This is a genomic window from Planosporangium mesophilum (genome assembly GCF_016863255.1).
GTDB lineage: Bacteria > Actinomycetota > Actinomycetes > Mycobacteriales > Micromonosporaceae > Planosporangium > Planosporangium mesophilum.
Genome location: NZ_BOON01000024.1, coordinates 88,097 through 112,986, shown reverse-complemented (window position 1 = coordinate 112,986; position 24,890 = coordinate 88,097). Strand labels below are relative to the sequence as shown.

At 71.2% G+C, this 24,890-nt stretch carries 25 protein-coding genes and 1 riboswitch; of the genes, 8 read left to right on the top strand and 17 right to left on the bottom strand.

All coding sequences use genetic code 11. From position 1 onward, the window contains the following. Positions 1–34 precede the first annotated feature (34 nt). A complete protein-coding gene (locus Pme01_RS13305) occupies positions 35–844 on the bottom strand; it encodes an SCO4651 family lipoprotein (protein WP_168115701.1) in 810 nt (269 codons plus the stop codon). A 543-nt stretch (positions 845–1,387) separates the two neighbouring features. On the opposite strand from Pme01_RS13305, the gene Pme01_RS13300 reads away from it, so the two are divergent. Then, positions 1,388–2,536, top strand: coding sequence for a universal stress protein (locus Pme01_RS13300; protein WP_168115700.1), 1,149 nt, complete (start codon positions 1,388–1,390; stop codon positions 2,534–2,536). Here the strand turns inward: Pme01_RS13300 and Pme01_RS13295 are convergent. From Pme01_RS13295 to Pme01_RS13280, 4 genes are all read right to left on the bottom strand, one after another. After that, positions 2,495–2,806, bottom strand: a complete 312-nt coding sequence (locus tag Pme01_RS13295; RefSeq protein WP_168115699.1) for a hypothetical protein — start codon at positions 2,804–2,806, stop codon at positions 2,495–2,497. The genes Pme01_RS13300 and Pme01_RS13295 overlap by 42 nt on opposite strands. A gap of 220 nt (positions 2,807–3,026) precedes the next feature. Next, positions 3,027–4,085, bottom strand: a complete 1,059-nt coding sequence (locus Pme01_RS13290; protein ID WP_168115698.1) for an ABC transporter ATP-binding protein — start codon at positions 4,083–4,085, stop codon at positions 3,027–3,029. Next, positions 4,082–5,608 (bottom strand): ABC transporter permease, encoded by a 1,527-nt coding sequence (locus Pme01_RS13285; RefSeq protein ID WP_168115697.1) that lies wholly within the window; start codon positions 5,606–5,608, stop codon positions 4,082–4,084. Before Pme01_RS13285 ends, Pme01_RS13290 begins: the two co-directional genes overlap by 4 nt. A 26-nt stretch (positions 5,609–5,634) precedes the next feature. Beyond that, on the bottom strand, positions 5,635–6,675 hold the full coding sequence (locus Pme01_RS13280; protein WP_168115696.1) for an iron ABC transporter substrate-binding protein: 1,041 nt from the start codon (positions 6,673–6,675) through the stop codon (positions 5,635–5,637). A 350-nt stretch (positions 6,676–7,025) separates the two neighbouring features. Here Pme01_RS13280 and Pme01_RS13275 point away from each other — a divergent pair, with 350 nt between their 5' ends. Continuing rightward, positions 7,026–8,126, top strand: coding sequence for a sodium:calcium antiporter (locus Pme01_RS13275; protein ID WP_168115695.1), 1,101 nt, complete (start codon positions 7,026–7,028; stop codon positions 8,124–8,126). Between the two features lie 67 nt (positions 8,127–8,193). On the opposite strand, the gene Pme01_RS30925 is transcribed toward Pme01_RS13275, so the two are convergent. Beyond that, on the bottom strand, positions 8,194–9,060 hold the full coding sequence (locus tag Pme01_RS30925) for a C39 family peptidase (RefSeq protein ID WP_239088205.1): 867 nt from the start codon (positions 9,058–9,060) through the stop codon (positions 8,194–8,196). Positions 9,061–9,447: 387 nt separating this feature from the next. Continuing rightward, a riboswitch (cyclic di-AMP (ydaO/yuaA leader) is annotated at positions 9,448–9,592 on the bottom strand. Between the two features lie 283 nt (positions 9,593–9,875). Between Pme01_RS30925 and Pme01_RS13265 the strand changes: the two genes are divergently transcribed. Both Pme01_RS13265 and Pme01_RS13260 read left to right on the top strand, forming a co-directional pair. Then, positions 9,876–10,298 carry a YciI family protein gene (locus Pme01_RS13265; RefSeq protein ID WP_168115694.1) on the top strand — a complete coding sequence of 141 codons (423 nt, stop codon included), beginning with the start codon at positions 9,876–9,878 and terminating at the stop codon, positions 10,296–10,298. A 78-nt stretch (positions 10,299–10,376) separates the two neighbouring features. Next, positions 10,377–11,651, top strand: coding sequence for an RNA polymerase sigma factor (locus tag Pme01_RS13260; protein WP_239088204.1), 1,275 nt, complete (start codon positions 10,377–10,379; stop codon positions 11,649–11,651). A gap of 59 nt (positions 11,652–11,710) precedes the next feature. Here Pme01_RS13260 and Pme01_RS13255 read toward each other — a convergent pair whose 3' ends face one another. Continuing rightward, on the bottom strand, positions 11,711–12,916 hold the full coding sequence (locus Pme01_RS13255; protein WP_203935598.1) for a PP2C family protein-serine/threonine phosphatase: 1,206 nt from the start codon (positions 12,914–12,916) through the stop codon (positions 11,711–11,713). Between the two features lie 145 nt (positions 12,917–13,061). On the opposite strand from Pme01_RS13255, the gene Pme01_RS13250 reads away from it, so the two are divergent. Both Pme01_RS13250 and Pme01_RS13245 read left to right on the top strand, forming a co-directional pair. Further along, positions 13,062–13,421: an STAS domain-containing protein gene (locus Pme01_RS13250; protein WP_168115691.1), complete on the top strand. Its 360-nt coding sequence runs from the start codon at positions 13,062–13,064 to the stop codon at positions 13,419–13,421. 282 nt (positions 13,422–13,703) lie between these two features. After that, on the top strand, positions 13,704–14,123 hold the full coding sequence (locus Pme01_RS13245; RefSeq protein WP_168115690.1) for a rhodanese-like domain-containing protein: 420 nt from the start codon (positions 13,704–13,706) through the stop codon (positions 14,121–14,123). Between the two features lie 27 nt (positions 14,124–14,150). On the opposite strand, the gene Pme01_RS13240 is transcribed toward Pme01_RS13245, so the two are convergent. Further along, positions 14,151–14,960, bottom strand: a complete 810-nt coding sequence (locus tag Pme01_RS13240) for a rhomboid family intramembrane serine protease (protein WP_168115689.1) — start codon at positions 14,958–14,960, stop codon at positions 14,151–14,153. 119 nt (positions 14,961–15,079) lie between these two features. Between Pme01_RS13240 and Pme01_RS13235 the strand changes: the two genes are divergently transcribed. Continuing rightward, positions 15,080–16,759 (top strand): tannase/feruloyl esterase family alpha/beta hydrolase, encoded by a 1,680-nt coding sequence (locus tag Pme01_RS13235; RefSeq protein ID WP_168115688.1) that lies wholly within the window; start codon positions 15,080–15,082, stop codon positions 16,757–16,759. Positions 16,760–16,762: 3 nt separating this feature from the next. Here the strand turns inward: Pme01_RS13235 and Pme01_RS13230 are convergent, their stop codons facing one another. Beyond that, complete coding sequence (locus Pme01_RS13230; protein ID WP_168115687.1) at positions 16,763–18,904, bottom strand: amylo-alpha-1,6-glucosidase; 2,142 nt, start codon at positions 18,902–18,904, stop codon at positions 16,763–16,765. Positions 18,905–19,149: 245 nt separating this feature from the next. On the opposite strand from Pme01_RS13230, the gene Pme01_RS13225 reads away from it, so the two are divergent. Further along, on the top strand, positions 19,150–20,106 hold the full coding sequence (locus Pme01_RS13225) for a zinc-binding dehydrogenase (RefSeq protein ID WP_168115686.1): 957 nt from the start codon (positions 19,150–19,152) through the stop codon (positions 20,104–20,106). Positions 20,107–20,121: 15 nt separating this feature from the next. Here Pme01_RS13225 and Pme01_RS13220 read toward each other — a convergent pair whose 3' ends face one another. The 8 genes from Pme01_RS13220 to Pme01_RS13185 all read right to left on the bottom strand — a co-directional run bounded on the left by Pme01_RS13220 (position 20,122) and on the right by Pme01_RS13185 (position 24,864). Continuing rightward, a complete protein-coding gene (locus Pme01_RS13220) occupies positions 20,122–20,916 on the bottom strand; it encodes a helix-turn-helix domain-containing protein (protein ID WP_168115808.1) in 795 nt (264 codons plus the stop codon). A 73-nt stretch (positions 20,917–20,989) separates the two neighbouring features. Beyond that, positions 20,990–21,571: a DinB family protein gene (locus Pme01_RS13215; RefSeq protein WP_168115685.1), complete on the bottom strand. Its 582-nt coding sequence runs from the start codon at positions 21,569–21,571 to the stop codon at positions 20,990–20,992. A gap of 41 nt (positions 21,572–21,612) precedes the next feature. After that, the gene (locus Pme01_RS13210) at positions 21,613–22,083 is read right to left on the bottom strand and encodes an SRPBCC domain-containing protein (RefSeq protein ID WP_168115684.1); all 471 of its coding nucleotides are present in this window, start codon (positions 22,081–22,083) and stop codon (positions 21,613–21,615) included. A gap of 416 nt (positions 22,084–22,499) precedes the next feature. Further along, on the bottom strand, positions 22,500–23,345 hold the full coding sequence (locus tag Pme01_RS13205) for a class III extradiol dioxygenase subunit beta (RefSeq protein WP_168115683.1): 846 nt from the start codon (positions 23,343–23,345) through the stop codon (positions 22,500–22,502). Next, entirely contained in the window at positions 23,338–23,697 is a 360-nt protein-coding gene (gene ligA, locus Pme01_RS13200; RefSeq protein ID WP_168115682.1) for a protocatechuate 4,5-dioxygenase subunit alpha, read from the bottom strand. The genes Pme01_RS13205 and ligA overlap by 8 nt, the downstream gene beginning before the upstream one ends. Then, positions 23,687–23,869: a hypothetical protein gene (locus tag Pme01_RS13195; protein ID WP_168115681.1), complete on the bottom strand. Its 183-nt coding sequence runs from the start codon at positions 23,867–23,869 to the stop codon at positions 23,687–23,689. The genes ligA and Pme01_RS13195 overlap by 11 nt, the downstream gene beginning before the upstream one ends. Beyond that, positions 23,866–24,144, bottom strand: coding sequence for a muconolactone Delta-isomerase family protein (locus Pme01_RS13190; RefSeq protein ID WP_168115680.1), 279 nt, complete (start codon positions 24,142–24,144; stop codon positions 23,866–23,868). The genes Pme01_RS13195 and Pme01_RS13190 overlap by 4 nt, the downstream gene beginning before the upstream one ends. An 18-nt stretch (positions 24,145–24,162) precedes the next feature. Next, entirely contained in the window at positions 24,163–24,864 is a 702-nt protein-coding gene (locus Pme01_RS13185) for an alpha/beta fold hydrolase (protein WP_168115679.1), read from the bottom strand. Between the last annotated feature and the right edge of the window lie 26 nt (positions 24,865–24,890).

Here is a 24,890-nt window from a genome sequence, read left to right as displayed (position 1 = left end):
CCGTGCCGATGGCCGGACCCGCCCGTACCGGTCGTCAGCCGGTGATCCCGGACTTCAGCTTGTTCATCATCTCGGCGAAGTCGAAGGTCTCCGCGGCCGGCGGAGCCTCGACGGTGACCGGCTTGTTGTAGTCGGTGTAGTCCACGGTCAGGTCGGTGGTGGTACCCAGGACGCTGCGACTGCGGCGCAGGTTGTACTGCTCGTCCACCCACAGGTCGACCTTGGCCTCCTTGACGCTCTTCTCGTTCAGCGTCTTCTCGACCTGCGAACGAATCGACGGGTCGAGTTGGCCGAGGTAGGTGGAGACCGGCATGGTCCCCGCGTAGTGGATCGTCTTCGCGCCGTTCACCGTCTCCTCGCCGACCGCGGTGACCGAGCCGCTGTCGACGAGCATCTGGACCTGCTTGGCCGGATTCATGTGGTCGAGTTGGCGGGCGACCTCACCGGCCGCCTGCTGGCCACTGGCTGCTGCGAGGTCCAGCTTCATCCAGCTCTTACCGTCCATGTCGGCCCGGTCCTTGGCGGGGATCTGGACGTAGAACGTGGTACCGAGCATCCGGATGGTCCCTGGGCCGTCCGTCGCATCCTCGATGACGAGCTCTGCCTTGAGCGGCCCGCCCAGCGCCACCACGCCGCGACCCTTGAGCGGCTCGCCGTCGGCCGTCCCGCTCATGGTCAGCGCGACCGAGGTGGCCTTGCCGCTGTTGTCCGCGGCCTTCTGTATCGAGCCCTTGGCGTCGCTGCGCATCAGCGCCAGCGTGTCCGCCTTGCCGTCCGCGTTTCCGCCGGCCTTCGACGAGTCCGGCCCGCAGCCCGCCAGCGCGAACGCGCCCAGTGACAGCAATACCAGAGCCGTCCTTCTCGTACCCCGCACGAGACCACTCCCCTTGGGTCTAATAGGTCGAACCGGCGGGACAGTACCGCACCGGCACCACGGCGAGAGGGCCCCGTCGGCGCCTGGAGTGCGACCACTCGTACAGATGGTGATGAATCCCGCGATGTACTCGCATTCTCCTGATGAGGGCGAATGGCCCTGTCGACGACAGGACTTTCGGCCCTGCCGGCCTCGGGACCTCCGGAGTGTGCTTGGAGCAGGCCTACGGGACGAGCGGGAGAGCCCAACTGGTGGACAGTTGAGCTGAGAGGCCGATGAGCCGACGTGCCATCCGGCGATCCCATGCACCTGATCCGGACAATACCGGCGGAGGAAGATTCGCCTCGTAGGTCGTCACGTGCACTCGTACACAGTGGACCGCCACCGACATTCCACATATCCGCGCGCCTGACGAGCGGCATCCGATGGGGCGCCCGTCCCCGGGCCCGGGACGTTCGCCCCTGCCGACCCTGCCGCATCCGCCACAGGCTGGAGGTGTCACGGAGGTGTGTCATGGTCACCCGGGCGCGGCGGCCGGTGCTCGTCGGCATCGACTCGTGCGACGGCGCCGATCCAGGGGACGGTGCCGACCCACGGGCCGATCTACCGGACAGAGCCCATCTACAGGACAGAGCCGATCTACAGGACGGCATGGTCGCCGCCGAGACGGCCGCCGCCGAGGCGTACCGGTTCCACCTCCCCCTGCGACTGGCCTGCTGCCGGTACCCGGCCGCGAGTTCCCGGTCGATCCTCGCGCAGACGGTCGAACGCCTGCGCGAGCGCTTCCCCACCCTGGTGATGACCACCACCGCGTACCCCGCCGCGAACCGCGGCGCCCTCGCCGACGTCCTCGTCGAGCAGTCCTACGACGCCGCCCTGGTCGTCGTCGGTCCCCGGCACACGGGCGGCTACGACAACCTCCTGGGCCGGTGGTTGAACGACCGGGTCGTGACCCACTCGCACTGCCCGGTACTCGTCGCGCACGCCCGCGTCGCCTGCGACCATGCCGCCTGCGACCATGCCGACTGCGACCATGGGACGGATGCGCACCGGCCGATCCTCGTGGGGCTCGACGGCTCCGAACACAGCGACGCCGCCGTACCGCTCGCGTTCGAACAGGCGATGCTGCGCGGGGTGCCGGTACGGGCGGTGAACGTGCACTGCATCGGCCCGCGGGCAGCGGCCGAGACGGACGAGGGCGGCAAGTACACCGTCGGGACGGCGCAGGCCTGCTCGGCCGAGCTCATCGCGGAGGCTCTGGACGGCTGGCCCGACCGGTACCCGGAGGTGGCGGTGGTGTCCGAGCCGATGTACGCCCCGGACGTGGTGTCCGCGTTCGTGGCCGCCTCCGCCTCCGCGCCCCTGGTGGTGGTCGGCTGCCGGGGCCGCACCGCGTGTACCAGCCTGCTACCCGGCTCGGTCAGCCGAGCACTGATCCACCGGGCACAGTGCCCGGTGCTCGTGGCACACGCCCATGCCCACCCCCGGCCGAATCCGCGCCGGACGGTGGCGGCCGGCGCGGGGTTCGCGACGGACCGCAGACGCACCCGACTGTCGGCCGTGGCACCCCCGGCCCCGTACCCGCACGGGTCACACCATGCGGCGTCGCATCTCGCGGAGTCACATCTCGCGGTCGGGTGGCACAACCAGTGGACGGCGTAGCGCGTCCCGTGCCGCGAGATCGGCCATCGCCGACCGGTACTGCGCCGGCGACAGTCGGCCCATGAGCAGGGCCGCGACGAGTACGGCCTCCGCCCGGTCACTGTTGGCGGTACCCGTGGCGACCACGGCGGCGGCGTCCGCCCCCTCCGACGACAGCCGCCGGGCGGCACGCCGGGCCCGTGACCGGGCGAACCAGCGGCCGACGGACGGTGCGACGTCGACGGTCGCCAGCAGCAGCGCGAGCACGATCAAGAAGACGACGAACACCACGTCGATCACCTCCCCCGGCGTCCCGGGTCCTGAACCACCCTTGTCCGCAGGATCTACGGGCGGAAGAGCCGAAGGTCCCGTCCGTACCGGCGTTCGGCGGAGAAACCCCTTCGGTCGAGAGACCGCGCACGTGGCAGCGCACCGAGACGGGGAGGCGTCATGCGGAGGATCCTCGACGACGGACCATCGGGATCGTGATCGGCGCGGCGACCGGCAGGGGTCAGTGGCCGTTGGCGGGGAAGGCTGCCGCGACGCCGTCCACGGCGAGCCGCACCCGCTCCCCTGCCGCGGGGGTACGGGTACCCATGACGCGGGCGACCACCTCCGGGCCGGACGGTTCCAGCTGAAGCCGTACGGTCGCGTCGTGGCCGAAGTAGGCGACCTCTCCGACGCGGGCGAGCACGCCCTCAGCGGCAGGCACCGCGTCGGAGCCGGCCAGGATCCGGATCTGCTCGGGCCGGATGAGCAGGTGCGCGGCGCCCTCGACGGCGCCGGGCGCGACGGCGACGGCACCCAGCGCGCAGTCCGCCGTCCCGCCCCGGACCGTCCCCGGCAGCAGCACCGCGGCGCCGACGAACGCGGCCACCGCCGGGTCGGCGGGGCTGGCGTAGACGACGTCCGGGGCGGCCGCCTGGACCAGCCGGCCGCTCCGCATGACAGCGACCTGGTCGGCCAGGGACAGCGCCTCGTCCTGGTCGTGGGTGACCAGGACGGCGGTGGCGTTCGCGGCCCGCAGCGCCTGCGCCACAGCGCGGGCGGTACCCAGCCGCAGCGCGGCGTCCAGCGACGAGAACGGCTCGTCGAGCAGGACGATGGACGGCTTCGGCGCGAGCGCCCGGGCCAGCGCGACCCGCTGCTGCTGGCCGCCGGAGAGTTCGTGCGGGTACCGCGTGGCGACGTCACGGCCGAGTTCGACGAGGTCGAGCAGTTCGGCCAGGCGTTCGCCGGAGCGGCGGGCGGCCCGGGGCAGGCCGAACGTGATGTTGGCGGCGACGTCGAGGTGCGGGAAGAGGGCGCCCTCCTGGGGTACGTACCCGACCTGCCGGCGCTGCGGCGGTACGAAGACTCCGGGGCCGGCCACCTGCTGGTCACCGAAGGCGATGGTGCCGCCGTCCGGGGCGGCGAAGCCGGCGATCAACCGCAGCAGCGTGGTCTTGCCGCAGCCGGACGGGCCGAGCACCGCCGTGAAGCTCTGGGCGGGTACGTCGAGGTCGACCCCGGTCAGCGCGGAGACGGGACCGAAGCTCTTGGTGACCTGACGGATGGCCAGTGCGGTCATGAGGTGTTCCTCGTGCGTCGGGTGAGCAGGTAGGTGGCCGGCGCCGAGATGGCCACCATGAGGGCGGCGTACGGAGCGGCGGCGCCGTAGGCGATGTCGCTGGAGTGGCTCCAGAACTCGGTGGCCAGGGTCCGCGTTCCGATCGGCGCCAGCAGCAGCGTAGCGGTGAGCTCGGTGACGACCGCGAGGAACACCAGCGCGGCGCCGGCGCCGACACCCGGCGCGATGAGGGGCAGGATCACCCGCCGCAGCGTCGTCGCGCCCCGGGTACCCAGGGAGTGCGCGACGTCCTCGAGGACCGGCGGCGCCTGGGCGATCGCCGCCCGGGCGCTCACCATCGCCCGCGGCAGGAAGAGGATGGCGTACCCGACCAGCAGGACCCCGGTCGTCTGATACGCCGACGGCACGAACCGGATCGACACCGTGATCAGCGCCAGCGCGACGACGATGCCGGGCAGGGCGTTCGCCACGTACGTGCTGCGCTCCAGCAGCGTGCTGACGCTCCCGCGGTACCGGACGGACAGCCACGCGACCGGAAGTGCGAGCGCCGTGGTGAGCAGCGCCGCCAGCAGCCCCAGGCCGATGGACGTGGCGGCGGTCGTCACCAGGGACGCGACCGGGAAGGCGGTGGACGCACCGACGACCAGCCAGTGCACCAGGCTGCCCATCGGTACCCCGAGGGCGAGCGCCACGACGGCGAACAGGGCCACCAGGGCGGGTGCGGTCCAGCCCCGCAGCCGTACGGGTTCGAGGCTCCGGGCGGCGCCGCGCCCCACCCGCGCGTACCGGCGCCGCCCGCGCAGCCGCAGCTCGGCCGTGAGCAGGAGCGCGCAGCACAGCACCAGGACGGTGGCCAGCATGTTGGCCGCCGGCGCGTTGAACGCCGACTCGTACTGGTCGAAGATCGCGGTGGTGAAGGTCGGGTACCGCAGCATCTGCAGCGCGCCGAACTCGGCGAGCAGGTGCAGCCCGACCAGCAGCGAGCCGCCGAGCACGGCCGGGCGCAGCTGCGGCAGCACCACCCGCAGGAAGGTGCGCCACGGTCCGTGGCCGAGGGCACGGGCGGTCTCCTCCAGCGCCGGGTCGAGGCCCCGCAGCGCCGCCGCCGCGGGCAGGAAGACCAGCGGGTAGTACGACACGGTGACGATGAGCAGGGCGCCCCAGTACCCCTCGACCGCCGGGGTGAGCGACACCCAACCGAAGCTGGTCACGAAGGCGGGGACTGCCAGCGGCGCGGCCAGCAGGGCGTTCCAGATCCGGCGGCCGGGCAGCGTGGTGCGCTCGACCAGCCAGGCCGCCCCGGTACCCAGGACGGCGGTGAGCACCATGCAGCCCAGCGTGAGTCGGGCCGTGTTGACCAGCAGCTCACCGATGCGGGGGCGTACCAGCAACCGCCACGCCTCGTCCCAGCCCGTACTGACCGTGTACCCGACGACGAAGGCCAGCGGGATGGCGGCGACGAGCGCGACGAGGACGCACGCGGCGAGCAGCAGGGGTGGGTACGCCGCGACGCGGCGCCCCACCCCGGCGGTACGGGTGGTGAGGATGCTCAGAGCAGACCCGCCTGCTGCATCAGCTCGACCACCTTCGGCCCGTTGAGCTTGGCGACGTCCAGCTCCGGCGCGTTGAGCTCACCGAGCGGCTTGAGCTTGGGGTTGGTGGGCACCTCGGCCGAGATGGAGTACTCCCCGGACTTGCCGTCGGCGAGGATCTTCTGGCCGTTCTTGCCGGTCAGGTACTTCACGAGCTGCCGGGCCTCGGCCTGGTGCTTGCTGGCCTTGAGCACGCCGGCGCCGGAGACGCTGACGAAGGCGCCGGGATCGGAGTTACCGAAGTAGTGCAGTTCGGTGTTGGCGCTGTTGGCGCCCGACTCGGCCCGGTCGTTGACCCAGTAGTAGTGGTAAATGACGCCGCCGGAGATCTCACCGTCGTTGACGGCCTTCATCACCGCACCGTTGCCCCGGTAGACCTTCGCGTTGGCCTTGAGCCCCTTGAGCCACTCGGCCGTCGCGGCCTCGCCCTTCACCGCGAGCACGGCACTCACGATCGCCTGGAAGTCAGCGCCGGCCGCGGCGACGCCGATCTTGCCCTTCCACTGCGGCTGCGTGATGTCCATGATGGACGCCGGCAACTGCTCCTTGGTGAGCTGCTTGGAGTTGTACGCGAACACCGTCGAGCGGGAGGCGAAGCCCATCCAGTTGCCGGTGGACGGCACATACTGCTTCGGTACCTGCGCCAGGGTCGCGTCGTCGAGCTTGGCGAAACCGCCCTTGCTGTCGACGAGCGTCATCGCCGGGGAGTTCTCGGTGACGAAAACGTCGGCCGGCGACGCGGCGCCCTCCTGGACGATCTGGTTGGCCATCTCCGAATCTTTGCCGTTCCGGAAGTTGACCTTGATGCCGGTCTCCTTGGTGAAGCCGTCGACCAGCTCTTTCATCATCGGCTCGTGCTGCGCGTTGTACAGGGTGAGCGTGGCCTTCTCCGGGGAGCCCGCCGACCCGGACTTGTCCGAGCCGCCGCACGCCGCCAGGCCCGGCGCAACCGCCAGGGCAGCCACAATCGCCAGTACCCGTCGTCTACCCTTGCGCATCGAGCTCCCTAAGTAAGGACAACCTTGGTTAGGAGAGCCTAAGCTAATGCTACCGAGCGTGTCCAGAAGCACCGACGATCGGGAGTGTGGCCGCCGTCGCATCCGAGATCGTCTTTTACCGTGATCCACGCCGGTGAGCCTGATAGGCTGCTGACCTGAAGGGGAGTAGTCCTTCGCCGGTCGTCGACATGCTGGAACCCTAGTGGGCTCCCGGTGGCCGGGCCCCGGCCCCCGGGGTGGACGAGACCTTCGACCCATAGGTGACGTGCGCGTCATGGCGGGGTCGAGGTCTCGGTACGGTTTCTCCGGGCACGGCTTCCCCGCGTGGTGCGGGAAAGAAGACCAGACCCGTGATCCATTTTGTACTGCTGATCGTCTGCGCGGCGGTGATCTACCTGTCGTGCGAGTGGTTCGTCAACGCCGTGGAGTGGCTCGGCCAGCGGCTCAAGGTGGGACCGCTCGCCGTCGGTACGATCCTGGCCGCGTTCGGTACCGCCCTGCCGGAGAGCGTCGTCACGTTCGTGGCCGTCGTCTTCGGCTCCGGCGAAGCCCAGAAGGACATCGGGGTGGGCGCCGCGATGGGCGGTCCGCTGGCGCTGGCGACCGTCGCGTACGGCGTGACCGGCGTGATGATGTGGACGCGACGGCGTAAGACGGCCGCCGCGAGGACCGCCGTACCGGCGATGGCCGGCACCACCGGGTCAACCGGCTCCGGCGGGTCGCCCGGCCCTGCCGGCGTTGCGGGTACCGGCGGGTCTCACCTCGGCGACGGCATCGGCGATCCCGGCAAGCTGGCCCGCGACCAGCGGTGGTTCCTGGCGATCTTCGTCGTGAAGGTGGCCCTCGGGCTGGTGGCGTTCGCGTTCAAGCCGTGGCTGGGGCTGCTGTTCTTCGCCGCCTATGCGGTGTACTTCTGGCGGGAGATGCGCGGCGGCGGCGAGCACGGCGACGGCGACGGCGAGGAGCTCGCACCGCTGCTGCTGCAGCGCCGCCGCGCCAAGCCCGCGACCTGGGCCGTGGTCACCCAGACCCTGGCCACCCTGGTGGTCATCTTCGGCGCGTCGCAGCTGTTCGTGCACCAGCTCGACGCCGTCGGGCCGATGCTCGGGCTGTCGGCGACGGTGACCGCGCTGCTGCTGTCGCCGATCGCCACCGAGCTGCCCGAGATCATGAACGCCATCATCTGGGTCCGCCAGGGCAAGACTCCCCTGGCCCTGGCGAACATCTCCGGCGCCATGATGATCCAGGCGACCGTGCCCAGCGGCCTGGGCCTGCTCTTCACCCCGTGGCGGTTCGACTCTCCGCTGCTGCTGTCCGGCATCGCCACGATGGTCGCGATCGGGTACCTGCTGGTGCTGCTGCGTACCCGGAAGTTCAACGCCTGGACCCTGTCCACGGCCGCGCTTTTCTACGCCGCCTTCGCCGCGTGCCTCGTACCGATCCTCACCTGAGGATCGACTGAAACGGCCCGGCGGCGCACGATGCGCCGCCGGGCCGTGACGCACCCGGTATGCGAGGTCAGTACGAGTAGCCCCGGTTGACCATCCACTGGGCCATGTTGATGGTGGTGACCCAGTAGCTGCTGTTGGCGGGGTTGGCCGGGTCGGCGATCTTCACGGCCCGACCGTCGTCCTTGTAGCCGACGACGGCCACGTAGTGGCCCCCGCCGTAGCTGTGCCCGCCACCGGCCATGTCCGTGGCCGAGCCGACGACGTTGGCCACCATGGCGTACCCGTTGCTGATGGCGTGGACGACGTCGGCCTGCAGCTGGTCCATCTGGGCCGGGGTGGCCGCGGGGCCGGGAATGGACCGGGTCTTGTAGAAGTCGGTACCGAGGATGCCGTTCAGCGCGCGCGTCGTGTCCTCGGCGGAGTCCGTCCCGCCCGTCGTGGTCCGCAACTCGCGGGCGGCCAGGTCCTGGCTGACGACCTTGCCGCGGGCGGTCAGGGCGATCCGCGTCGACGCCGGGCCGCAGTAGTAGAAGTTCGGCTGCGCCTCGTACTGGTAGGCCAGCTCCTTCATGGACGGCGGGGCCGGCGGGGCGGCCGGCGTCGGCGGGGCCGAGGGTGGGGCCGGCGGCGGTGCCGCCTGCGTCGCCGTTGCCGGCGCCGTCGGCGCCGGACGGGCCGGCTTCACCGTCTGGCCGGCGGTGCCCGGCGCGGGCGCCGCGGCGAGTCCGCCACGCCCGACCGTACCGGGATTGTCGCGGACCGTGTCCACCACGGAGACGCGGGCGGCGCTGGGCGCCGCGTGAACGGACGGTTCGCTCAACAGGATGCCGGTGGTGGCGGCCGCGGCGAGCACGGCGGCCGAGGTGACCAGCGCCCGAGGGACGCGGGGGGCTGCGGCGTGCCTGAACTTGTTGCGGGTACGTCGGGGCTTCAATTCAAGGTCTCCACGGGTGTGCCAGGTCTGCCGATCGGCATGCGCCGGTCGGCTGACCGTTTTTCAACGACGGGATCGCCGCGGTGACGGGTCGACCGGCAGAAACCGGAGGACGCGCGGTGCGGCGGCGTGAGGGATCACCGGCTGCCACGCTCGCGGCTACGGCTGCCGCGTCACGTGACGGCAGACCGGTCCGCTAGAGCGGGCGCAAGGCACTGCCGCGACGACGGCGACGGGCCAGATTGGTGACCGCCTCACCCGGAGGCTGTTGGTCCGAATGAGCGGACCAGGTCACGGACCCGTTTCGGACCGACCGGTCCAGGGCACATACGTGGTGCGATGGGAAACCCGCGAGAGTAATGGGGCGACGGGGTCTTGCACGGCATGTTCTCCTTACGCTGCCGCCTACCGGGTTAGCTGACGGATTCGGGCGGGAAAGGTCGCCCTACCGCAGGCCAGCGGCCCGCGGATTCACCCCAGAGTTGCGGTGGGTCCCCGGCTCGTGAACAGCACGACTCGACGGGTCCGCTCCGGCGCCACCTACGGTGACCACGAGACCGGATCGGACGCGATGACCATACGGGCAGGTATCGGACCTGCCAAGACCCTCTTCCTGTTACCAAGAGCACTTGCGCGATAACAGATTGATGATCAAGGATCCGCCCGGACCGCGTCGAGTGCCCCCGGAGAAAATTCTGGCCGCCGTGTCGATTCCGGTCGTCCTCGTTCGACGCTCTGGTAGATCGAAGGTTCAACACCAGGCCTAAGACGGTCCGGGAGGCACTCCCGACCGCCAACCAGGAGGAGACACGGCAATGCGCGTCATGGTGATGATCAGGGCGGACCGGGACAGCGAGGCGGGCGTCATGCCCAGCCAGGAGATCCTCGCCGCCATGGGTAAGTACAACGAAGAGCTGGTCAGGGCCGGCGTGATGATCGCCGGCGAGGGGCTGCACCCGAGCTCCAAGGGCGTTCGGATGACGTTCTCCGGCGGGACGGCGACCGTGACCGACGGGCCCTACGCCGAGGCGAAGGAGCTGATCGCCGGGTTCTGGCTGTGGCAGGTCAAGTCGATGGACGAGGCGATCGAATGGCTCAAGCGCTCGCCGTTCGACGGGGGCGCCGAGGTCGAGATCCGACCGGTGTTCGAAGCCGAGGACTTCGGCGAGGAGTTCACTCCCGAACTCCGGCAACAGGAGGAGCGCCTGCGCGCGCAGGTGGCCGACCAGCAGCGGTAGTTCACAGCGGTATTTCACAGCGCTGGTCGACGGCGGCGGTGTCGCGGCACACCGGCCCGGATGGTTGTATCGGTAGCCGTGACGGCTACCGATACCCATCGCGCGATCGACGCGGTCTGGCGGATCGAGTCGGCCAGGCTCACCGCCGGTCTCGCGCGGATGGTACGCGACATCGGCCTCGCCGAGGACCTGGCGCAGGACGCGCTCGTGGCCGCGCTCGAGCAGTGGCCGCAGTCAGGCGTCCCGAACAACCCGGGCGCCTGGCTCATGGCCGTCGCCAAGCGCCGCGCGATCGACGCGATGCGCCGGCAGGCCACGCTGGAGCGCAAGCAGGTGGAGGTCGGTCGCGACCTGGAGGCCCGGCTCGGCACCGACGAGCAGGACCTGGACGCCGCGATCGATGACGACATCGGCGACGACCTGCTGCGCCTCATCTTCACGGCCTGCCATCCCGTCCTCTCCGTCGAGGCGCGGGTCGCGCTCACGCTCCGGATGCTGGGCGGCCTGACGACCGACGAGATCGCGCGCGCCTTCCTGGTACCGGAGCCGACCGTCGCCCAGCGCATCGTCCGCGCCAAGCGGAGCCTGGCCGACAAGAAGGTCCCCTTCGAGGTCCCCAGCGGCGCCGACCGCGGCGACCGCCTGGCCTCGGTACTCGAGGTCGTCTACCTCGTCTTCAACGAGGGCTACTCGGCGACCGCTGGTGACGACTGGGTACGGCCGTCGCTGTGCGAGGAGGCCCTGCGTCTCGGTCGCATCCTGGCCGGGCTCGCGCCGGCCGAGCCCGAGGTACACGGCCTCGTCTCGCTCATGGAGATCCAGGCGTCGCGGCTGAGGGCACGGATCGGTCCGTCCGGCGAGCCCGTCCTGCTGCTCGACCAGGACCGTACACGCTGGGACCGGCTCCTCATCCGCCGCGGCCTCGCGGCGTTGGAGCGCGCCGAGCAGCTCGGCGGCGCGCTCGGCCGGTACGCGCTGCAGGCCGCGATAGCCGCCTGCCACGCCCGGGCGCTGACGCCGCAAGAGACGGACTGGGCCCGCATCGCCGCGCTCTACGCCGCACTCGGCCAGCTCTCCCCCTCGCCCATCGTCGAGCTGAACCGCGCCGTCGCGGTCTCGATGGCGTTCGGCCCGGCGGCGGGTCTGGAACTCGTCGACACGCTGGTCGCGGAGCCGGCGCTCAAGGGGTACCACCTGCTGCCGAGTGTGCGCGGCGACCTCCTGGCCAAGCTCGGCCGCTTCGACGAGGCGCGCGCCGACTTCGAGCGTGCGGCGTCGCTGACCCGTAACAACCGCGAACGCGTCCTGCTTGCCGAACGCGCCGCCGCGTGCACCCGTGGACACGCACCGTAAGCGGCCGGCACCGTGAGCGGCCGGCGCTGTGAGCGGCCGGCGCTGTGAGCGGCCGGCGTTTACAGGAGAGTCCGCCGACTGTCAGCGGCCGACCAGCTGAACATCAGCAGGGTCGCGTCGTCGTGCAGGGGTCCGACCTGGTGGTCGAGCACGTCGTGGGAGAGCCTCCGGAGGGTCTCGGGTACCGGTAGCCCGGCGGCCGTGTGGCACTCGGCGAGCTCGACCAGCCGGGACAGGCCGAACTCCTCGCCGTGCTCGTCGCGCGCCTCGGTGAAGCCGTCGGTGTAGCACAGCAGCCGGTCACCCGGCTCCAGCTCGTGTTGGCCGACCTCGGCGGTCGGGTCGGCGATACCGAGCGGTGTCCGCCTCCCCTGGTCCAGGAGGGCGACCGCCTTGCCGCCGCGCAGCAGTACCGGCGGTGGGTGGCCGGCGTTGAGGTAGCGCACGACGCCGGTGGCCAGGTCGACCTCCGCCAGCACGGCGGTGACGAACCGCTGGTCGCTGAAGTTGCCGATGATGGCCTCGTCGGCCGCACCGGCCATCCCTTCCAACGGCTGCCCGTCCACCCTCGCGGTACGCATCGCGGACATCGCGACGGCCGTGGTGAGGCCGGCGGTCAGGCCGTGACCGACGCCGTCCAGGACCGCCACCCGGGCGAGGTCGGCATCGACCGCGTAGTCGAAGGCGTCGCCGCCAGCCTCGTAGCACGGCTCCAGCACCGCCGAGATGACCATCCGCTCGGTCGCGAAGGTCAGCCGCGGCACGGTTCGCCACAACAACTCGGACGCGGTGGACAGGCGCCGGGAGCGTCTGGACTTCAGCAGGATGTCGCCGTACTCGGTCTTTGCCGCGACCAGGTGGCCGAGCAGCATCGCGACCAGCGTGACGCCTTCGCGCAGCTCGGGATCGTCAGGGTCGAGCCAGTCCGGCAGCGCCACCTCCAGGACCCCGAGCCGCTCGGTACCGTCCTGCAGCGGCATCCACAACCGCCGCGGTCGGTCGGGTACCGACACCGGGCTGATCATCATGAAGGCCTGCCCGGCCGGGCCGTCGTCGATCGGCAGGGACCGCGGTACGGGCTCGGTCGCCCCGGGCACCGCTCGCAGCGACCGCTGCTCAAGATCGACCAGGTACATGGTGAACTCGACCCCCAGCGGACGGACCGCGTCGTTCACCGCGCCTGCCAGGCCTCCGGGCAGCGCCACCTGAGCGGCGCGTAGCAGCTCGAGGACGGCGTCGCGCCACGCGTCCAACGGAGATCCCACCGTCATACCGTATGCCGACCCCTCCCGGCCGCCAACGATCGCCGCGCCTCGGTGCTGGCGCCCTCCCCGTACCCGGGGCCCGGTGGTGCCGGCTTGGGCGAGCGCCACCGGGGCTATGCTCATGCGGTCGGCCAGGGAGGACCAGATGGATACGCCTCGTGTGGGGATCGCTCCGGCCAGCTTGGATCTGGTTCGGTCCGATGACGGTCACGGCAACGCACGCCTGGTCACGACCGGCGAGGTCGACATCAGCAACCTGGAGCGGCTCCACGAGACCATCGCCGCCGTCCTCGCCGAGCCGGGTACCACCTCCCTGGTCATCGACGTCCAGCCGCTGGACTTCATCGACTCGACCGGCATCCAGGTCCTGTTGAGCGCGATGCGGACCGCGCAGCACCGTGGAATCACCTTCTCCGTGGCCAACGCACACGGCAAGGTGCTGCGGATTATGACGGTCCTCAATCTGTACGATCTCCTGTCCGCCGACGGACCGCGCACGACCTGACCGGGGCCGTCCGCCTCTGCCGTCTTTGTCGCGGCTCCCCTGCCTGCCTCCGCCTTGTGACGCGGCGCCCTTTTGTCTGCCGCCGCGGTGCGTGCCGCGACGCTCCACCGCCCGCCCTGGCGACGCACCGTTCGCTGTGGGTCGGACCACCGCCCGTACAGCATCCTAGGATCCTGAACTGGTTCGTCAAACGTTGATGGTGACTACCGCTGGGTGTCTGCGCGTGTACGTTCCGTTATAAGAGAGGCGAGTTGTGCCGAAGATCGACACATCCGGCACACTATGAACGTGGAGGTCGAGCGGCATACGGGCATCGGCGAGATTCTCGCCAAGGTACGGACCGGCACACGACGGATGACTCCTGAAGAGACGGAGGCGGCCGGACGCAGAGGGGCGCTGGTAGTCGACACCCGTACCGAGCACCAGCGCCAGGAGCAGGGCGAGATCCCGGGCTCACTGGTGATCGACCGTACGGTGCTCGAGTGGCGGCTGGACCCGCTGAGCGACGCGCGCATTCCGGAGGCCGTGGACCACGACCTGGAGATCATCGTCATCTGCCGGCAGGGCTACAGCTCAAGCCTGGCGGCCGCGAGCCTGCGGGCGATCGGCCTGTGGCGCGCCACGGACATGATCGGTGGAGTCGAGGCGTGGCAGCGCGCCGGCTTGCCGCTCACCTCGGGGCCGGCGGACGTACGCCACTGACATCTCCGCCGCAGTAACGCACCGTCGCTAGGCGACCCGCCGCCGGGGTTCCCGGCGGCGGTACGGGTCTTCCGGGCGCTGCCGCCCCGCCAGCGTCAGCGCGGCGAGCACGCCGGTCACGAACCCGAACACGTGCGCGAGGTAGGCGACGGAGCCCGCCCCGGAGACGGCGTACCCGGCCGAGTAGACCCACTGGATCACGAACCACAGGCCCAGTACCAGCCAGGCGGGCAGCCGCAACGGGATGAACAGCAGGACGGGCACCAGGCTCCAGACCCGGGCCCGCGGGAAGAGCACCAGATAGGCGCCGAGCACCCCGGAGACCGCCCCGGACGCGCCGACCAGCGGCGTGACCGCGTCGTGGCTGCCCAGTGCGAACCCGTAGGCGGCGACGTACCCGCACAACAGGTAGACCAGCAGGTACCGCAGCCGGCCGAACCGGTCCTCGACGTTGTTGCCGAACACCCACAGGAACAGCATGTTGCCGAGCAGGTGCAGCCAGCCGCCATGCAGGAACATCGAGTACAGCACCGACAACGCCGGTAGCTTGTGGTACGACGGTTCCGAGACCACGCAGCCGGGGCCGCCGGCACCGACGCCCACCTCGCCGGTCGGCACCTCGGGCAGTTGCCGGTTGCCGATCAACTCCCGGGGAATGGCGGCGTACCGGTCGTAGAAGGCCTCCTGCCGGCACAGCTCACCCAGGCTGCTGGACTCCACGCCGGTAGTGGTGGCTGCGGGCGTCAGCAGGAACACTCCGACGTTCGCGGCGATCAGCAGGTACGTGACCCAGGGCCTACGCCGGACCGGGTTCACGTCGTGGACGGGGATAACCACATCGACAACTGTACGCAATCGCGCATTGACGGGCATCGAATGAGATCGTAGCCTGGCCGTTCGCAGCCCGAACGCGTGTACGCAGAGCAGACGTATCCCCGCCCACAAGGAGGAGCGGCATGCCGGCCAGCCGCAAGCGCCACATCTCCGTGTCCCTCGCCCTCGCCCTGCTGACCGTTCCACTGTTGGCCGCCGCCGAACCGGCGACCGCCCGGCCAGCTCCGCCCCGGGCGGAGCGGGTCGCCACCGAGCTGCCGGTCGTCACCCCCCACCTCGCCTGTGAAGACCTCGCCGGCGTCGACGTGTCGACCGAGATCGGCGCGGGCATGGGCGTCACGTCGGCGGCGCTCGCCACGGCCGGCGCCGGGTACCAGGTCTGTGACGTCCGCGGGGTGATCGCTCCGCAGATCCAGTTCCAGGTGCAGCTGCCCACCCGTACGTACCGGCAGCGCTACCTGCAGGCCGGTTGCGGTGGGCTCTGCGGCACGCTGGCGGTCAACGTCCAGGCGGCGGCCGGCTGCGCGCCGGTCACCGACGGCGCGTTCGCGACCGCCTCGAACAACCAGGGCCACGTCGGCGGCGGCAGCGCCGACGGCGTGTTCGGCACCGACCCGCAACTGCGCGTCGACTTCGCCTACCGTGCCGACCACGTGACCGCACTGACGGCGAAGGCGCTCATCGCCAGGTTCTACGGCCAGCCCCCGAGGTACTCCTACTTCGACGGCTGCTCGCAGGGCGGCCACGAAGGGCTCACCGAGGCGCAGCGCTACCCCGACGACTTCGACGGCATCCTCGCCGGCGCACCCGCCTCCATCACCACCGAGCTCAACACCTTCAACCAGCCGTGGCTCGCCCGGGTGGACTTCGACGCCGCGGGGAAGGCGATCCTGCCGGCGAGCAAGCTTCCCGCCCTGCACGCGGCGGTGATGGACCGCTGCGACCGGCTCGACGGTCTGGTCGACGGCCAGCTCGACGATCCGCGCCGGTGCGACTTCGACCCGGCGGGCATCGCCTGCCGCGGCGCCGACACCCCGAACTGCCTGACCGCCGCCCAGGTGACCGTGGTGCGGAAGATCTACTCCGGCGCCGTGGACGGCCGGGGACAGCACCTGTACCCGGGCGGCCAGGCGTACGGCTCGGAGCTCGCCTGGGCCGGCTGGTTCATCCCCCAGGACGCCGACGCGCCGCAGAGCTCGACGATCGCATGGCGCATCGGCAACGCCTGGGTCAAGTACCTCGCGTTCACGCAGAACCCGCCGCTGTCGTCCACCCTCAACGACATCGCCTTCGACCGCGCCACCTTCGAACGGGTACGCCAGCTGTCCGGGCTGTACGACGCCATCGACCCGGACCTGACCGACTTCAGGCGCTCCGGCGGCAAGCTCGTACTCTGGCACGGCTGGTCCGACCAGGCCATCCCGGCCACCGGCACGGTCGCGTACTACCAGGCCGTCTCCGACCGGATGGGCGGGCTCGCGGCCACCCAGTCGTTCGCCCGGCTGTTCATGTTCCCCGGCATGTACCACTGCGCCGGCGGCACCGGGCCCAGCTCGTTCGACCTGCTCACCGGGCTGGTGAACTGGGTGGAGACCGGTACCGCGCCGACCAGCGTGGTGGCGGCGAAGGTGGACGGCGGCGCCGTCACCCGTACCCGCCCGGTCTTTCCCTATCCACTGGTCGCCCGGTATGACGGCTCGGGCAGCACCGACGACGCCGCCAACTTCGTACCGGTACCGCCGGAGCGCCCGAGCGACGACCACGTCCCCTGGATGGGCCGGTTCGACGGTACGCGCCGCTGACGGTCAGTCGTTGCCGGTCCAGTCGCCGGGCAGGCCGCGGACCGTGGCGCGGTCCCCGTGCGCGGTCAGGTTGACGGTGGCCGGCCCGAGCCGGAGGTTGGACAGGGTCACCCGGCCCCACCGTTCGGGCAGCCGCGGTGCGAGGCCGAGGGTCCGGTGCGGCACGTGCGGGTCCAACCCCAGCACGGCGCGTACCAGCAGCAGCGGCGCCGCGGTCGCCCAGGCCTGCGGTGAACACGAGGTCGGGTACGGCACCGGCGGGGCGAACTGGTCGCGGCCGAAGCCGCAGAACAGCTCGGGCAGCCGGCCGCCGAACCCGCCCGCGGCGTCCAGCACCCCGTCGGCCAGCCGGTGCGCCAGCTCGACCGCCCCGGGCACGTGTGCGTACCGCATCAGGCCGGCGACCGCGATGGCCGTGTCATGCGGCCAGACCGAGCCGTTGTGGTAGCTCATCGGGTTGTACGCGCCCATCGCGGCGGACAGGGTACGCAGCCCGTACCCGGTGTCCATGTCCACTCCGGACAGTCGCCTGACGAGGACCTCGGCGTGCTCGTCGCGGGCGATGCCGGTCCACAGGCAGTGCGCGGCGTTGCTCGTCAGGGCGTCCACCGGCCGCTTGTGCCGGTCCAGGGCGACGGCGTACCAGCCGCGATCGGGCAGCCAGTACCGCTCGGCGAAGGCGTCCCGCAGCTCCTTGGCCCGCCACCGGCACCGCTCGGCGCGGTCGGAGTCGCCGAACGCCTCAGCCAGCTCGGCGCGGGCCAGCAAGGCGGCGTAGCCGTAGCCCTGTACCTCGCACAGCGCCAGCGGGGCCTCGGCCAGGGTGCCGTCGGCGAAGTTCATCGCGTCGGAACTGTCCTTCCACCCCTGGTTGGCCAGCCCGCGGTCGGTCGCCCGCCGGTACTCGACGAACCCGTCGCCGTCGCGGTCGCCGTACCGGTCGATCCAGTCGAGGGCGGCGTCGGCGGCCGGCAGCAGCGCCCGGACCGTCGCCTCGTCGACGCCCCACCGCCAGCACTCCCCCAGCAGCATGACGAAGAGCGGGGTGGCGTCGACGCTGCCGTAGTAGTGGCTGCCGCCGAGGACCCGGTCGCTGTCGGGCCCGGCCCGCAGCTCGTGCAGGATCCGGCCGGGCTCGGAGTCGGTGGCCGGGTCGACGGTACGGGCCTGCGTGGCGGCGAGGGCCTGCAATGTACCGATGGCGAGGTTGACGTCGAGCGGCAGCGCCATCCATGCGGTCAGCAGGCTGTCCCGGCCGAACAGGGTCATGAACCACGGGGCGCCCGCGGCCACGAACGGCCGGCCGGTGTCCGGGTCGGTGATCTGGAGCGCGCCGAGGTCGGTTTCGGTGCGCCGCAGGACTTTGGCGAGTACCGGATCGTCGACGCTGACCTGCGCACTGGTGCGCCGCCAGGCGCGCAGCTTCTGCGCGGCGGCCGTGGCCTCCACCGGCTCGCCGCGCCGGAAGCCCGGTTCGATCCACCGGCCGGCGACCATCGGCTCCGCCACCACCTCGGCCGACCACCGCCCGCGGGCCGGGACGACGACCCGCCAGCTCAGGGCGCGGGGCGTCACGACCGGGTCGCCGGAGCCGGTGACGCGCAGCCCCCGGCCGGCGTCGGCGCGGGCGGTCAGCAGCAGTTCCTGCCCGGCGACGCGGACGTGGGCGCCGCGGACCTGGCTGTCATCGCCGGCCGTCCGGCCCTCCTTGACCGCGAACAGGTCGGAGAAGTCGCCGTCGACGAGCAGGGTGACGACCGCGGTGGTCGCCTCGCGGCCCAGGTTCTCCACGGTCAGCGTCTCGCGCAGGCCGTCGCCGACCAGCCGCTCGCGTACCAGCAGCAGGCTGCTGTCGGGGCGGCGCAGCACGAAGCGGGCGGTGAACGCGTCGGACGGGATCACGGCCAGCGGCTGCGGCGCGTACCCGTCCAGCCGCAACTCCCAGCGCGACAGCACGCGGGCGTCGCGGACGAACAGGCCGTGGGCGCCGCCCGGCCGCACGTCCCCGGACCGTTCGGAGAGGCAGAACGTGGAGCCCTCGACGAGCGTCACGGGTCCCCCGGTCAAGACCGGTTCACCGGCGTTGAGGACCTGTGGCGGGGCGGCCGCGGTAGTCGCGGGCACGGTGGTCGCGGCCTCGGTCATCCCGCAGCCACCTGCGCCCAGGCACGCGGCGCCGCGTCGGGCCCGGCCGTTCCGTCCACAGTCTCCTCCAGGCAGCAACTCGACGGTCTTCTGTCAGAAGTGCTACCCGGACGAAGATCAATGATCAAGTATCGACGCGCGGAAATCGACCAGATCATCAAGCGGTCGCACCGGGGACGTTGACCTCAACCACGGTTGAGGTTGCACGCTTGGTCCCCGACAGCCAAGTCGGCGGAGGGGGTCCGATGCGCGCGGTGTGGTTGACGGAGTTCGGTGGGCCGGGGGTGCTCGTCGAGGGCGACGCGCCCGATCCGGTCGCCGGACCCGGACAGGCACTGGTCGAGGTGGCCTACGCCAACATCACCTTCGTGGAGACCCAGTTCCGCGCGAGCGGTGCCGGACCGTTCCGGGCGGAGCTCCCGATGATCCCCGGCAACGGCGTGGGCGGTGTGGTCACCTCGGTCGGCGGCGAGGCCGACCGGTCCCTCGTCGGCAAGCGCGTCATCGGCAGTACCGGCGGCAGCGGCGGCTATGCCGAGCGCGTCGCGGTCGACGCGGGCGCGCTCATCGAGGTACCGGACGGCGTCGCGCTCGACACCGCGGTGGCGCTGCTGGCCGACGGGCGGACAGCGATGCTGCTGGTCCGGGCGGCCGGGCTGCGCGACGGGGACCGGGTACTGGTCGAAGCTGCGGCGGGCGGCGTGGGCACGCTGCTGGTACAGCTCGCCCGGGCCGCCGGCGCGACCGTCGTCGCGGCGGCCGGCGGTACGCGAAAGACCCGGGTGGCCGGCGACCTCGGCGCCGACGTGGTGGTCGACTACCTGGAGCCGGACTGGCCGGAGCGGGTACGGGAGGCCGCCGGCGGGGTGGACGTCGTCTTCGACGGGGTGGGTGGCGCGATCGGTCGATCCGCGTTCGAGCTGCTCGGCCGCGGCGGGCGGATGCTCAGTTTCGGGCTCGCGAGCGGCGAATGGGCGAGCATCTCCGACGAAGCCGCCACCGACCGCGGGGTGACGGTACTACGGGCGCAGGCCTCGCCCGCCGAGCTGCGCGCGTTCACCGAGAACGCGCTGGCCGCGGCGGCGGCCGGCCGGCTCCGGCCGGTGTTCGGGCAACGGTACCCGCTGGACCGGGCCGCCGACGCGCACGCGGTGATCGAGTCGCGCGCCACCGTGGGCAAGACCCTGCTGGAGGTGGCGTAGCCGCCTGATGCCGGCTCACGCTGCGGCGAGGGCGTGGAGCGTCTCGGCGGTCGCCGGGTCCGCGGGGAAGAACGCCTCGATGGCCAGTCCGGCGACGGTGATGTCCAGCGGCGTGCCGAACACCGTGGTGGTGCTGATGAACGACAGCTCCCGGTCACCGTGGCGGTACCGGAGCGGGATGACGACGCGCGGAGCCCCGTCACCCGCCGGTGGCGCGTGGTCGGTACCGGCGGGGTAGCCGCGAAGCTCCTCGTGCAGCTCGTACAGGGCCGCGTCGTTGGTGGTCACCGCTTGCTGGTGCAACCGGCTGAGCAGGTGCGCGCGCCACTCGGGCAGGTTGAGGATGCGCGGGGCCATCCCGTCGGGGTGCAGGCTCAGCCGCAGCACGTTGACCGGTGAAGCGAGCAGGTGCGGCGCGGCGCCGGCGGTGAGGACGGCGACGGCGGGGTTGGCCTCGACGAGGTTCCAGTGCCGGTCGAGGAGGACCGCGGGGTACGGCCCGTGCCCGTGCAGCAGCTGCCGCGCGGCGGTCAGTACCGGAGCCAGGTGCGGGTCACTCACCTCGTGGCTCGGGTAGGCGGGGGCGTAACCGCCGGCGAGCAGCATCGTGTTGCGCTCCGCCAGCGGCACGTCGAGCCGGTCCGCCAGCCGCAGGATGAGCTCCGGGCTCGGCCGGGACCGCCCGGTCTCCACGAAGCTCAGGTGCCGGGTCGATACCCCCGTCTCGATCGACAGGTCGAGCTGGCTCATCCCGCGACTCCGGCGCCAGTCGCGCAGCAACTCCCCTACCGGTCGTACCGGCCCGCTCATGGTCGTCACGCCACCGACCCTAGTGACGGTGCCGGCGCGCAGACCGGTGAGGCGGCGCACGGGGATCGGCTAATCAGGCCGAGGCGGCCTGCCGCGCGACCTGCTCCAACCGGTCGCGGTGCTGCTGCCAGTCGACCGGCGCCAGGTTGTCGTTGCCGTCGCGCAGTCCGGCGGCGCCGTCGATGAGTTCCCGGACGATGTCGGCGTGGCCGGCATGCCGGTTGGTCTCGGCGATCATGTGTACCAGGATCCGGTGCAGCGGGACCTCGCGACGCTCCGGTGGCCACCACGCGACCTGGCCGATCGCGTCCAGCGCCAGCGCCTCGATCGTGGCGTCGGAGTGCGCCCAGACCCGGCGGTACAGGCCGACGATCTGTTCCCGCGACTCCTCGGCGGTAGCCCACATGTCGGCGTTCGGCTCGGCGTCGTCGTCGAACCACGGCAGCGGCTCGTCGAACGGCCGGCCGAACGTGGCGCCGAAGTAGCCCGCTTCGACGCTGGCCACGTGCTTGACGATGCCGAGCAGGTTGGTGCCGGTCGGCACCAGGGGACGGCGGACGTCGTACTCCGACAGCCCGTCGAGCTTCCACAGCAGGGCCTCCCGGGCCTGCCGCAGGTAACGGTGGAGGTCCGCCTTCGGATCAGATTCGGTCATGGTCGGAAGCATCGCATCAACGGCCTTCCTCCCGTAGCCGATTACGACGACCGCTGCTCCGCCTCGACCAGCCGGGCGAGCTTCGCCAACGCCATGCGGGTACCCGTCTCGTTGTCGGCGGCGGGCACAGCGTCGGGAAGGCCGTCGTGTACGACGACAACCCCGGTCCCACCGTCCACGTCGGTCAGCGTGGTCGTCATCGTCATCGTGCCCTGGAACGCGGGGTCCGAGGTCTCGAACTCAAGCACCTCGACCACCTGCTCGTCCGGCACGAGCCTGCGGAAGTGGCCGTGGTACGTGTCGGTGTGCACCGCCGACTTGCCGACGCCGCCCGGCACCTCGTACGTGAGCGAGACGCGGAACGCGCCGCCCTCACGGCCGTCGAACTCGTGCATCTGGCTGCTCATCCCGTCCGGCACCCGCCACGTCGCGATCGCGTCCGGATCCAGCAGCGCCCGGTACACGGCTGGACGCGGCGCGTTCACGTGTTGGAAGACCCGTGTCGAGTACATGACTGTCACCTCGGCTCACCAGCAGATGCAGAACTCGTTGCCCTCGGGGTACGCCGCCCGACGCCTTCCCGTTCGATCACCTCCGAGCACCATTCTGGACTCGGGGGCGGACGTTTGCCATTGACATCGCCCATAGGCGCCATCACACGAGAGGGGTCCACAGTGGCCGAGATCGACGAGCAGCGTACGGTCGGAGCGGCTCCCCTGCCGGTGCGCTGGACCGCATGGTTGTTGTACGCGCTCGCCGCGTTCCAGGTCGTCGTCGCTGATGGCCGTGCTCTACCTGCTGCTCGCCCGTACGGTCCCGGCCGGCCGCGCTGTGGGTGCCGACCCGGTCGGAGGGCGTACTTCAACCGGACGCCCTCATAGTCGCGCAGGCTCCTCCGTCTTCGAAGACGGAGGAGCCTGCGCGAATGTCAGGGACGGTTGTCGAACAGCGCCAGTCCGGCGGCGGTGTTGGATGCCGGTACGAAGTAGTGCGAGTGCACCTTGCGCACCCGCTCGTTCATGGCGCCGCGCATGATCAGCCACATGATCATCTCGATGCCCTCGGAGCCGGCCTCGCGGATCAGCTCCTCCCGGCTGAGCGCCGCGAGCTTCGCCGGGTCGGACTCGATCGCCTCCATGAACATGCGGTCGAACTCGGCGTTGATGAATCCCGCGCGGGCCCCGGCGAGCTGGTGCGACATCCCGCCGGTACCGAGGATGCCGACCTTCACGTCCTTGCCGTAGCTCGCGATCGCCCGGCCGAGGGCCTGCCCCAGGGCGTAGCACCGGGCGGCGGTGGGCTGGGGGTACTGGATGACATTCACCAGCAGCGGTACCACCGGGCACGGCCAGGAGTCGCCGGGGTCCGGCGTCCAGACCGACAGCGGCACGGTGAACCCGTGGTCGACGTCGAGCTCCTGGAAGACGGTGAGGTCGAAGCCCTCGTCGACCAGGCTCTCCAGCAGGTGCAACGACAGCTCGGGGTCACCGATGACGTCGGGGACCGGGCGCCGGCCGAAACCCTCGTCGGCCACGTCGTACCGGTCGGCCGTCCCGATCCCGAAGGTGGGGACGATGTCGAGGTCGATGCCGTTGGCGTGGTCGTTGTAGATCACGATCGCGACGTCCGGCTTGTGCTCGGCCAGCCATTCGCGGGCCGGCCGGTAGCCGTCGAACAGCGCCTTCCAGTTCGGGTCCTCGGTCTTGCCGCGGTCCATCGCCGCGCCGATCGACGGCACGTGCGACGTCGCCAGACCCCAGATCACCTCAGCCACCGGAACGTCCTCCCGCCCGCATCGCCGCCACGAACTCCTCCTCGGTCATGCCGGTGAAGACCCCGCCGAGGTACTGCATGGACCTGCCGTCCATCATCGCCAACTTGTAGACGTAGAAGATGCTGCCGCCGAGGTCGATCATCGCCTGCCAGTCGCGGTCCAACACCGCCGTGCGCTGCTCGGGCGTGAGCCCGAACTGGTCGCAGTAGGCGCCCTCGTCGGCTCCGAACCGCTCCCGGTTCTCGGCGAACCGCAGGCTCATGAAGAGCTTGTTCATCCGGAAGCCGCGCCGGCTGGTCTGCCCGTCGAAGACCGGCGTACCCGCAACGTCGAACCTGCTCTCAGCTGCCATGGACGGCACTCCCCTGCTCGGGTACGGCGTGCTCGTGGTCGTCCAGCCACTCCCACAGTGTGCGCGGGTGGGCGCTGGTGGACGTCAGTCCGCACCAGCAGGTACCGAGCATCTCCCCGTCGTACTGCCGGAAGGTGATGCGCAGTTCACGCCCGGTCTCCGTGGCGGTCATTTCCGCTCCTGGGGATGGGTCGCCAGGGCCTCGACGGTGACGTCCAGCCACGGCGCCATGGGCAGCGACATGAGCGCGTCGTGCAGCGCGGCCGGGTCCTCGGCCTCGTAGAGCCCGACGGTCGCGTTGCGGCCCGGTACCCGCCAGAGCCGCTTGAGGATGCCGGCCGCGCGCAACTCCACGGCACGGGCCCGCTCGGCGGCCCGCAACTCCTCCCGCCGCTCGGCCGGCGTCTCCGGAGGCAGGCGGTTCTCGGACCGGACGAGGAACTCCACGATCTCTCCTAAGTGGTCTCAGACGAGGGAAAGCAGGACGTCGGCCAGCGGCTTCGGGGCGGTGACCATCGCCTCGTGCCCGGTGTCCAGGTCGTGCACCGGCCAGCCGCGCTCGCGCGCCCGCTCGGCCTGGCCGGCGAACACCCGCATCCAGGTGACGCACTCGATGAACGCCGCCGGTACGCCGTCGACCGCGCCGGTCAGCCGCAGCGGGTCGGTGTAGGTCTTCCACGGGTGCGGTGTGAGCTTGGGCGTCAGCCAGTCGATGTCGGCCTGCTCGGTCACCCCGAGCACCGACAGCTTGCGTACCGGTACCAGCCACCCGAAACCCTGCTCGGCAGCGGACTCGGCCCAGTGGTGCTCCACCGTCTCCGGCAGCAGGTCACGCGCGGCCTCACCGTCGGTGCCCACGAACGCGTCGAGGTAGACCCGGCGGGCGATCGCGTCCGGCCGCCGGTCGGCGACCCCGGTGACGATCTGGCCGGCGTAGCTGTGGCCGACCAGTACCACGTCGGTCAGGCCGAGGGTGTCGATGAGCCGGACCACGTCCTCGACGTGGGTGTCGAGCCCCACCTGCGGTGAGAGCAGGTGGGCCCGCTCCGACAGGCCGGTCAGCGTCGGCGCGTGGACCTCGTGCCCGGCCGCGCGCAGCAGCGGGGCGACCCGGTCCCAGCACCACCCGCCGTGCCAGGCCCCATGCACCAGGACGAACGTGCTCATGCCGGCACCTCGCTGCGCTCGGTGCC

Bases quoted from the DNA above. Each gene is read 5' to 3' on its own strand.
- Pme01_RS13300 (WP_168115700.1), top strand. From the start codon at position 1,388: ATGGTCACCCGGGCGCGGCGGCCGGTGCTCGTCGGCATCGACTCGTGC.
- Pme01_RS13290 (WP_168115698.1), bottom strand. From the start codon at position 4,085: ATGACCGCACTGGCCATCCGTCAGGTCACCAAGAGCTTCGGTCCCGTC.
- Pme01_RS13280 (WP_168115696.1), bottom strand. From the start codon at position 6,675: ATGCGCAAGGGTAGACGACGGGTACTGGCGATTGTGGCTGCCCTGGCG.
- Pme01_RS13265 (WP_168115694.1), top strand. From the start codon at position 9,876: ATGCGCGTCATGGTGATGATCAGGGCGGACCGGGACAGCGAGGCGGGC.
- Pme01_RS13250 (WP_168115691.1), top strand. From the start codon at position 13,062: ATGGATACGCCTCGTGTGGGGATCGCTCCGGCCAGCTTGGATCTGGTT.
- Pme01_RS13245 (WP_168115690.1), top strand. From the start codon at position 13,704: ATGAACGTGGAGGTCGAGCGGCATACGGGCATCGGCGAGATTCTCGCC.
- Pme01_RS13235 (WP_168115688.1), top strand. From the start codon at position 15,080: ATGCCGGCCAGCCGCAAGCGCCACATCTCCGTGTCCCTCGCCCTCGCC.
- Pme01_RS13230 (WP_168115687.1), bottom strand. From the start codon at position 18,904: ATGACCGAGGCCGCGACCACCGTGCCCGCGACTACCGCGGCCGCCCCG.
- Pme01_RS13225 (WP_168115686.1), top strand. From the start codon at position 19,150: ATGCGCGCGGTGTGGTTGACGGAGTTCGGTGGGCCGGGGGTGCTCGTC.
- Pme01_RS13220 (WP_168115808.1), bottom strand. From the start codon at position 20,916: ATGAGCGGGCCGGTACGACCGGTAGGGGAGTTGCTGCGCGACTGGCGC.
- Pme01_RS13215 (WP_168115685.1), bottom strand. From the start codon at position 21,571: ATGACCGAATCTGATCCGAAGGCGGACCTCCACCGTTACCTGCGGCAG.
- Pme01_RS13210 (WP_168115684.1), bottom strand. From the start codon at position 22,083: ATGTACTCGACACGGGTCTTCCAACACGTGAACGCGCCGCGTCCAGCC.
- ligA (WP_168115682.1), bottom strand. From the start codon at position 23,697: ATGGCAGCTGAGAGCAGGTTCGACGTTGCGGGTACGCCGGTCTTCGAC.
- Pme01_RS13195 (WP_168115681.1), bottom strand. From the start codon at position 23,869: ATGACCGCCACGGAGACCGGGCGTGAACTGCGCATCACCTTCCGGCAG.
- Pme01_RS13185 (WP_168115679.1), bottom strand. From the start codon at position 24,864: ATGAGCACGTTCGTCCTGGTGCATGGGGCCTGGCACGGCGGGTGGTGC.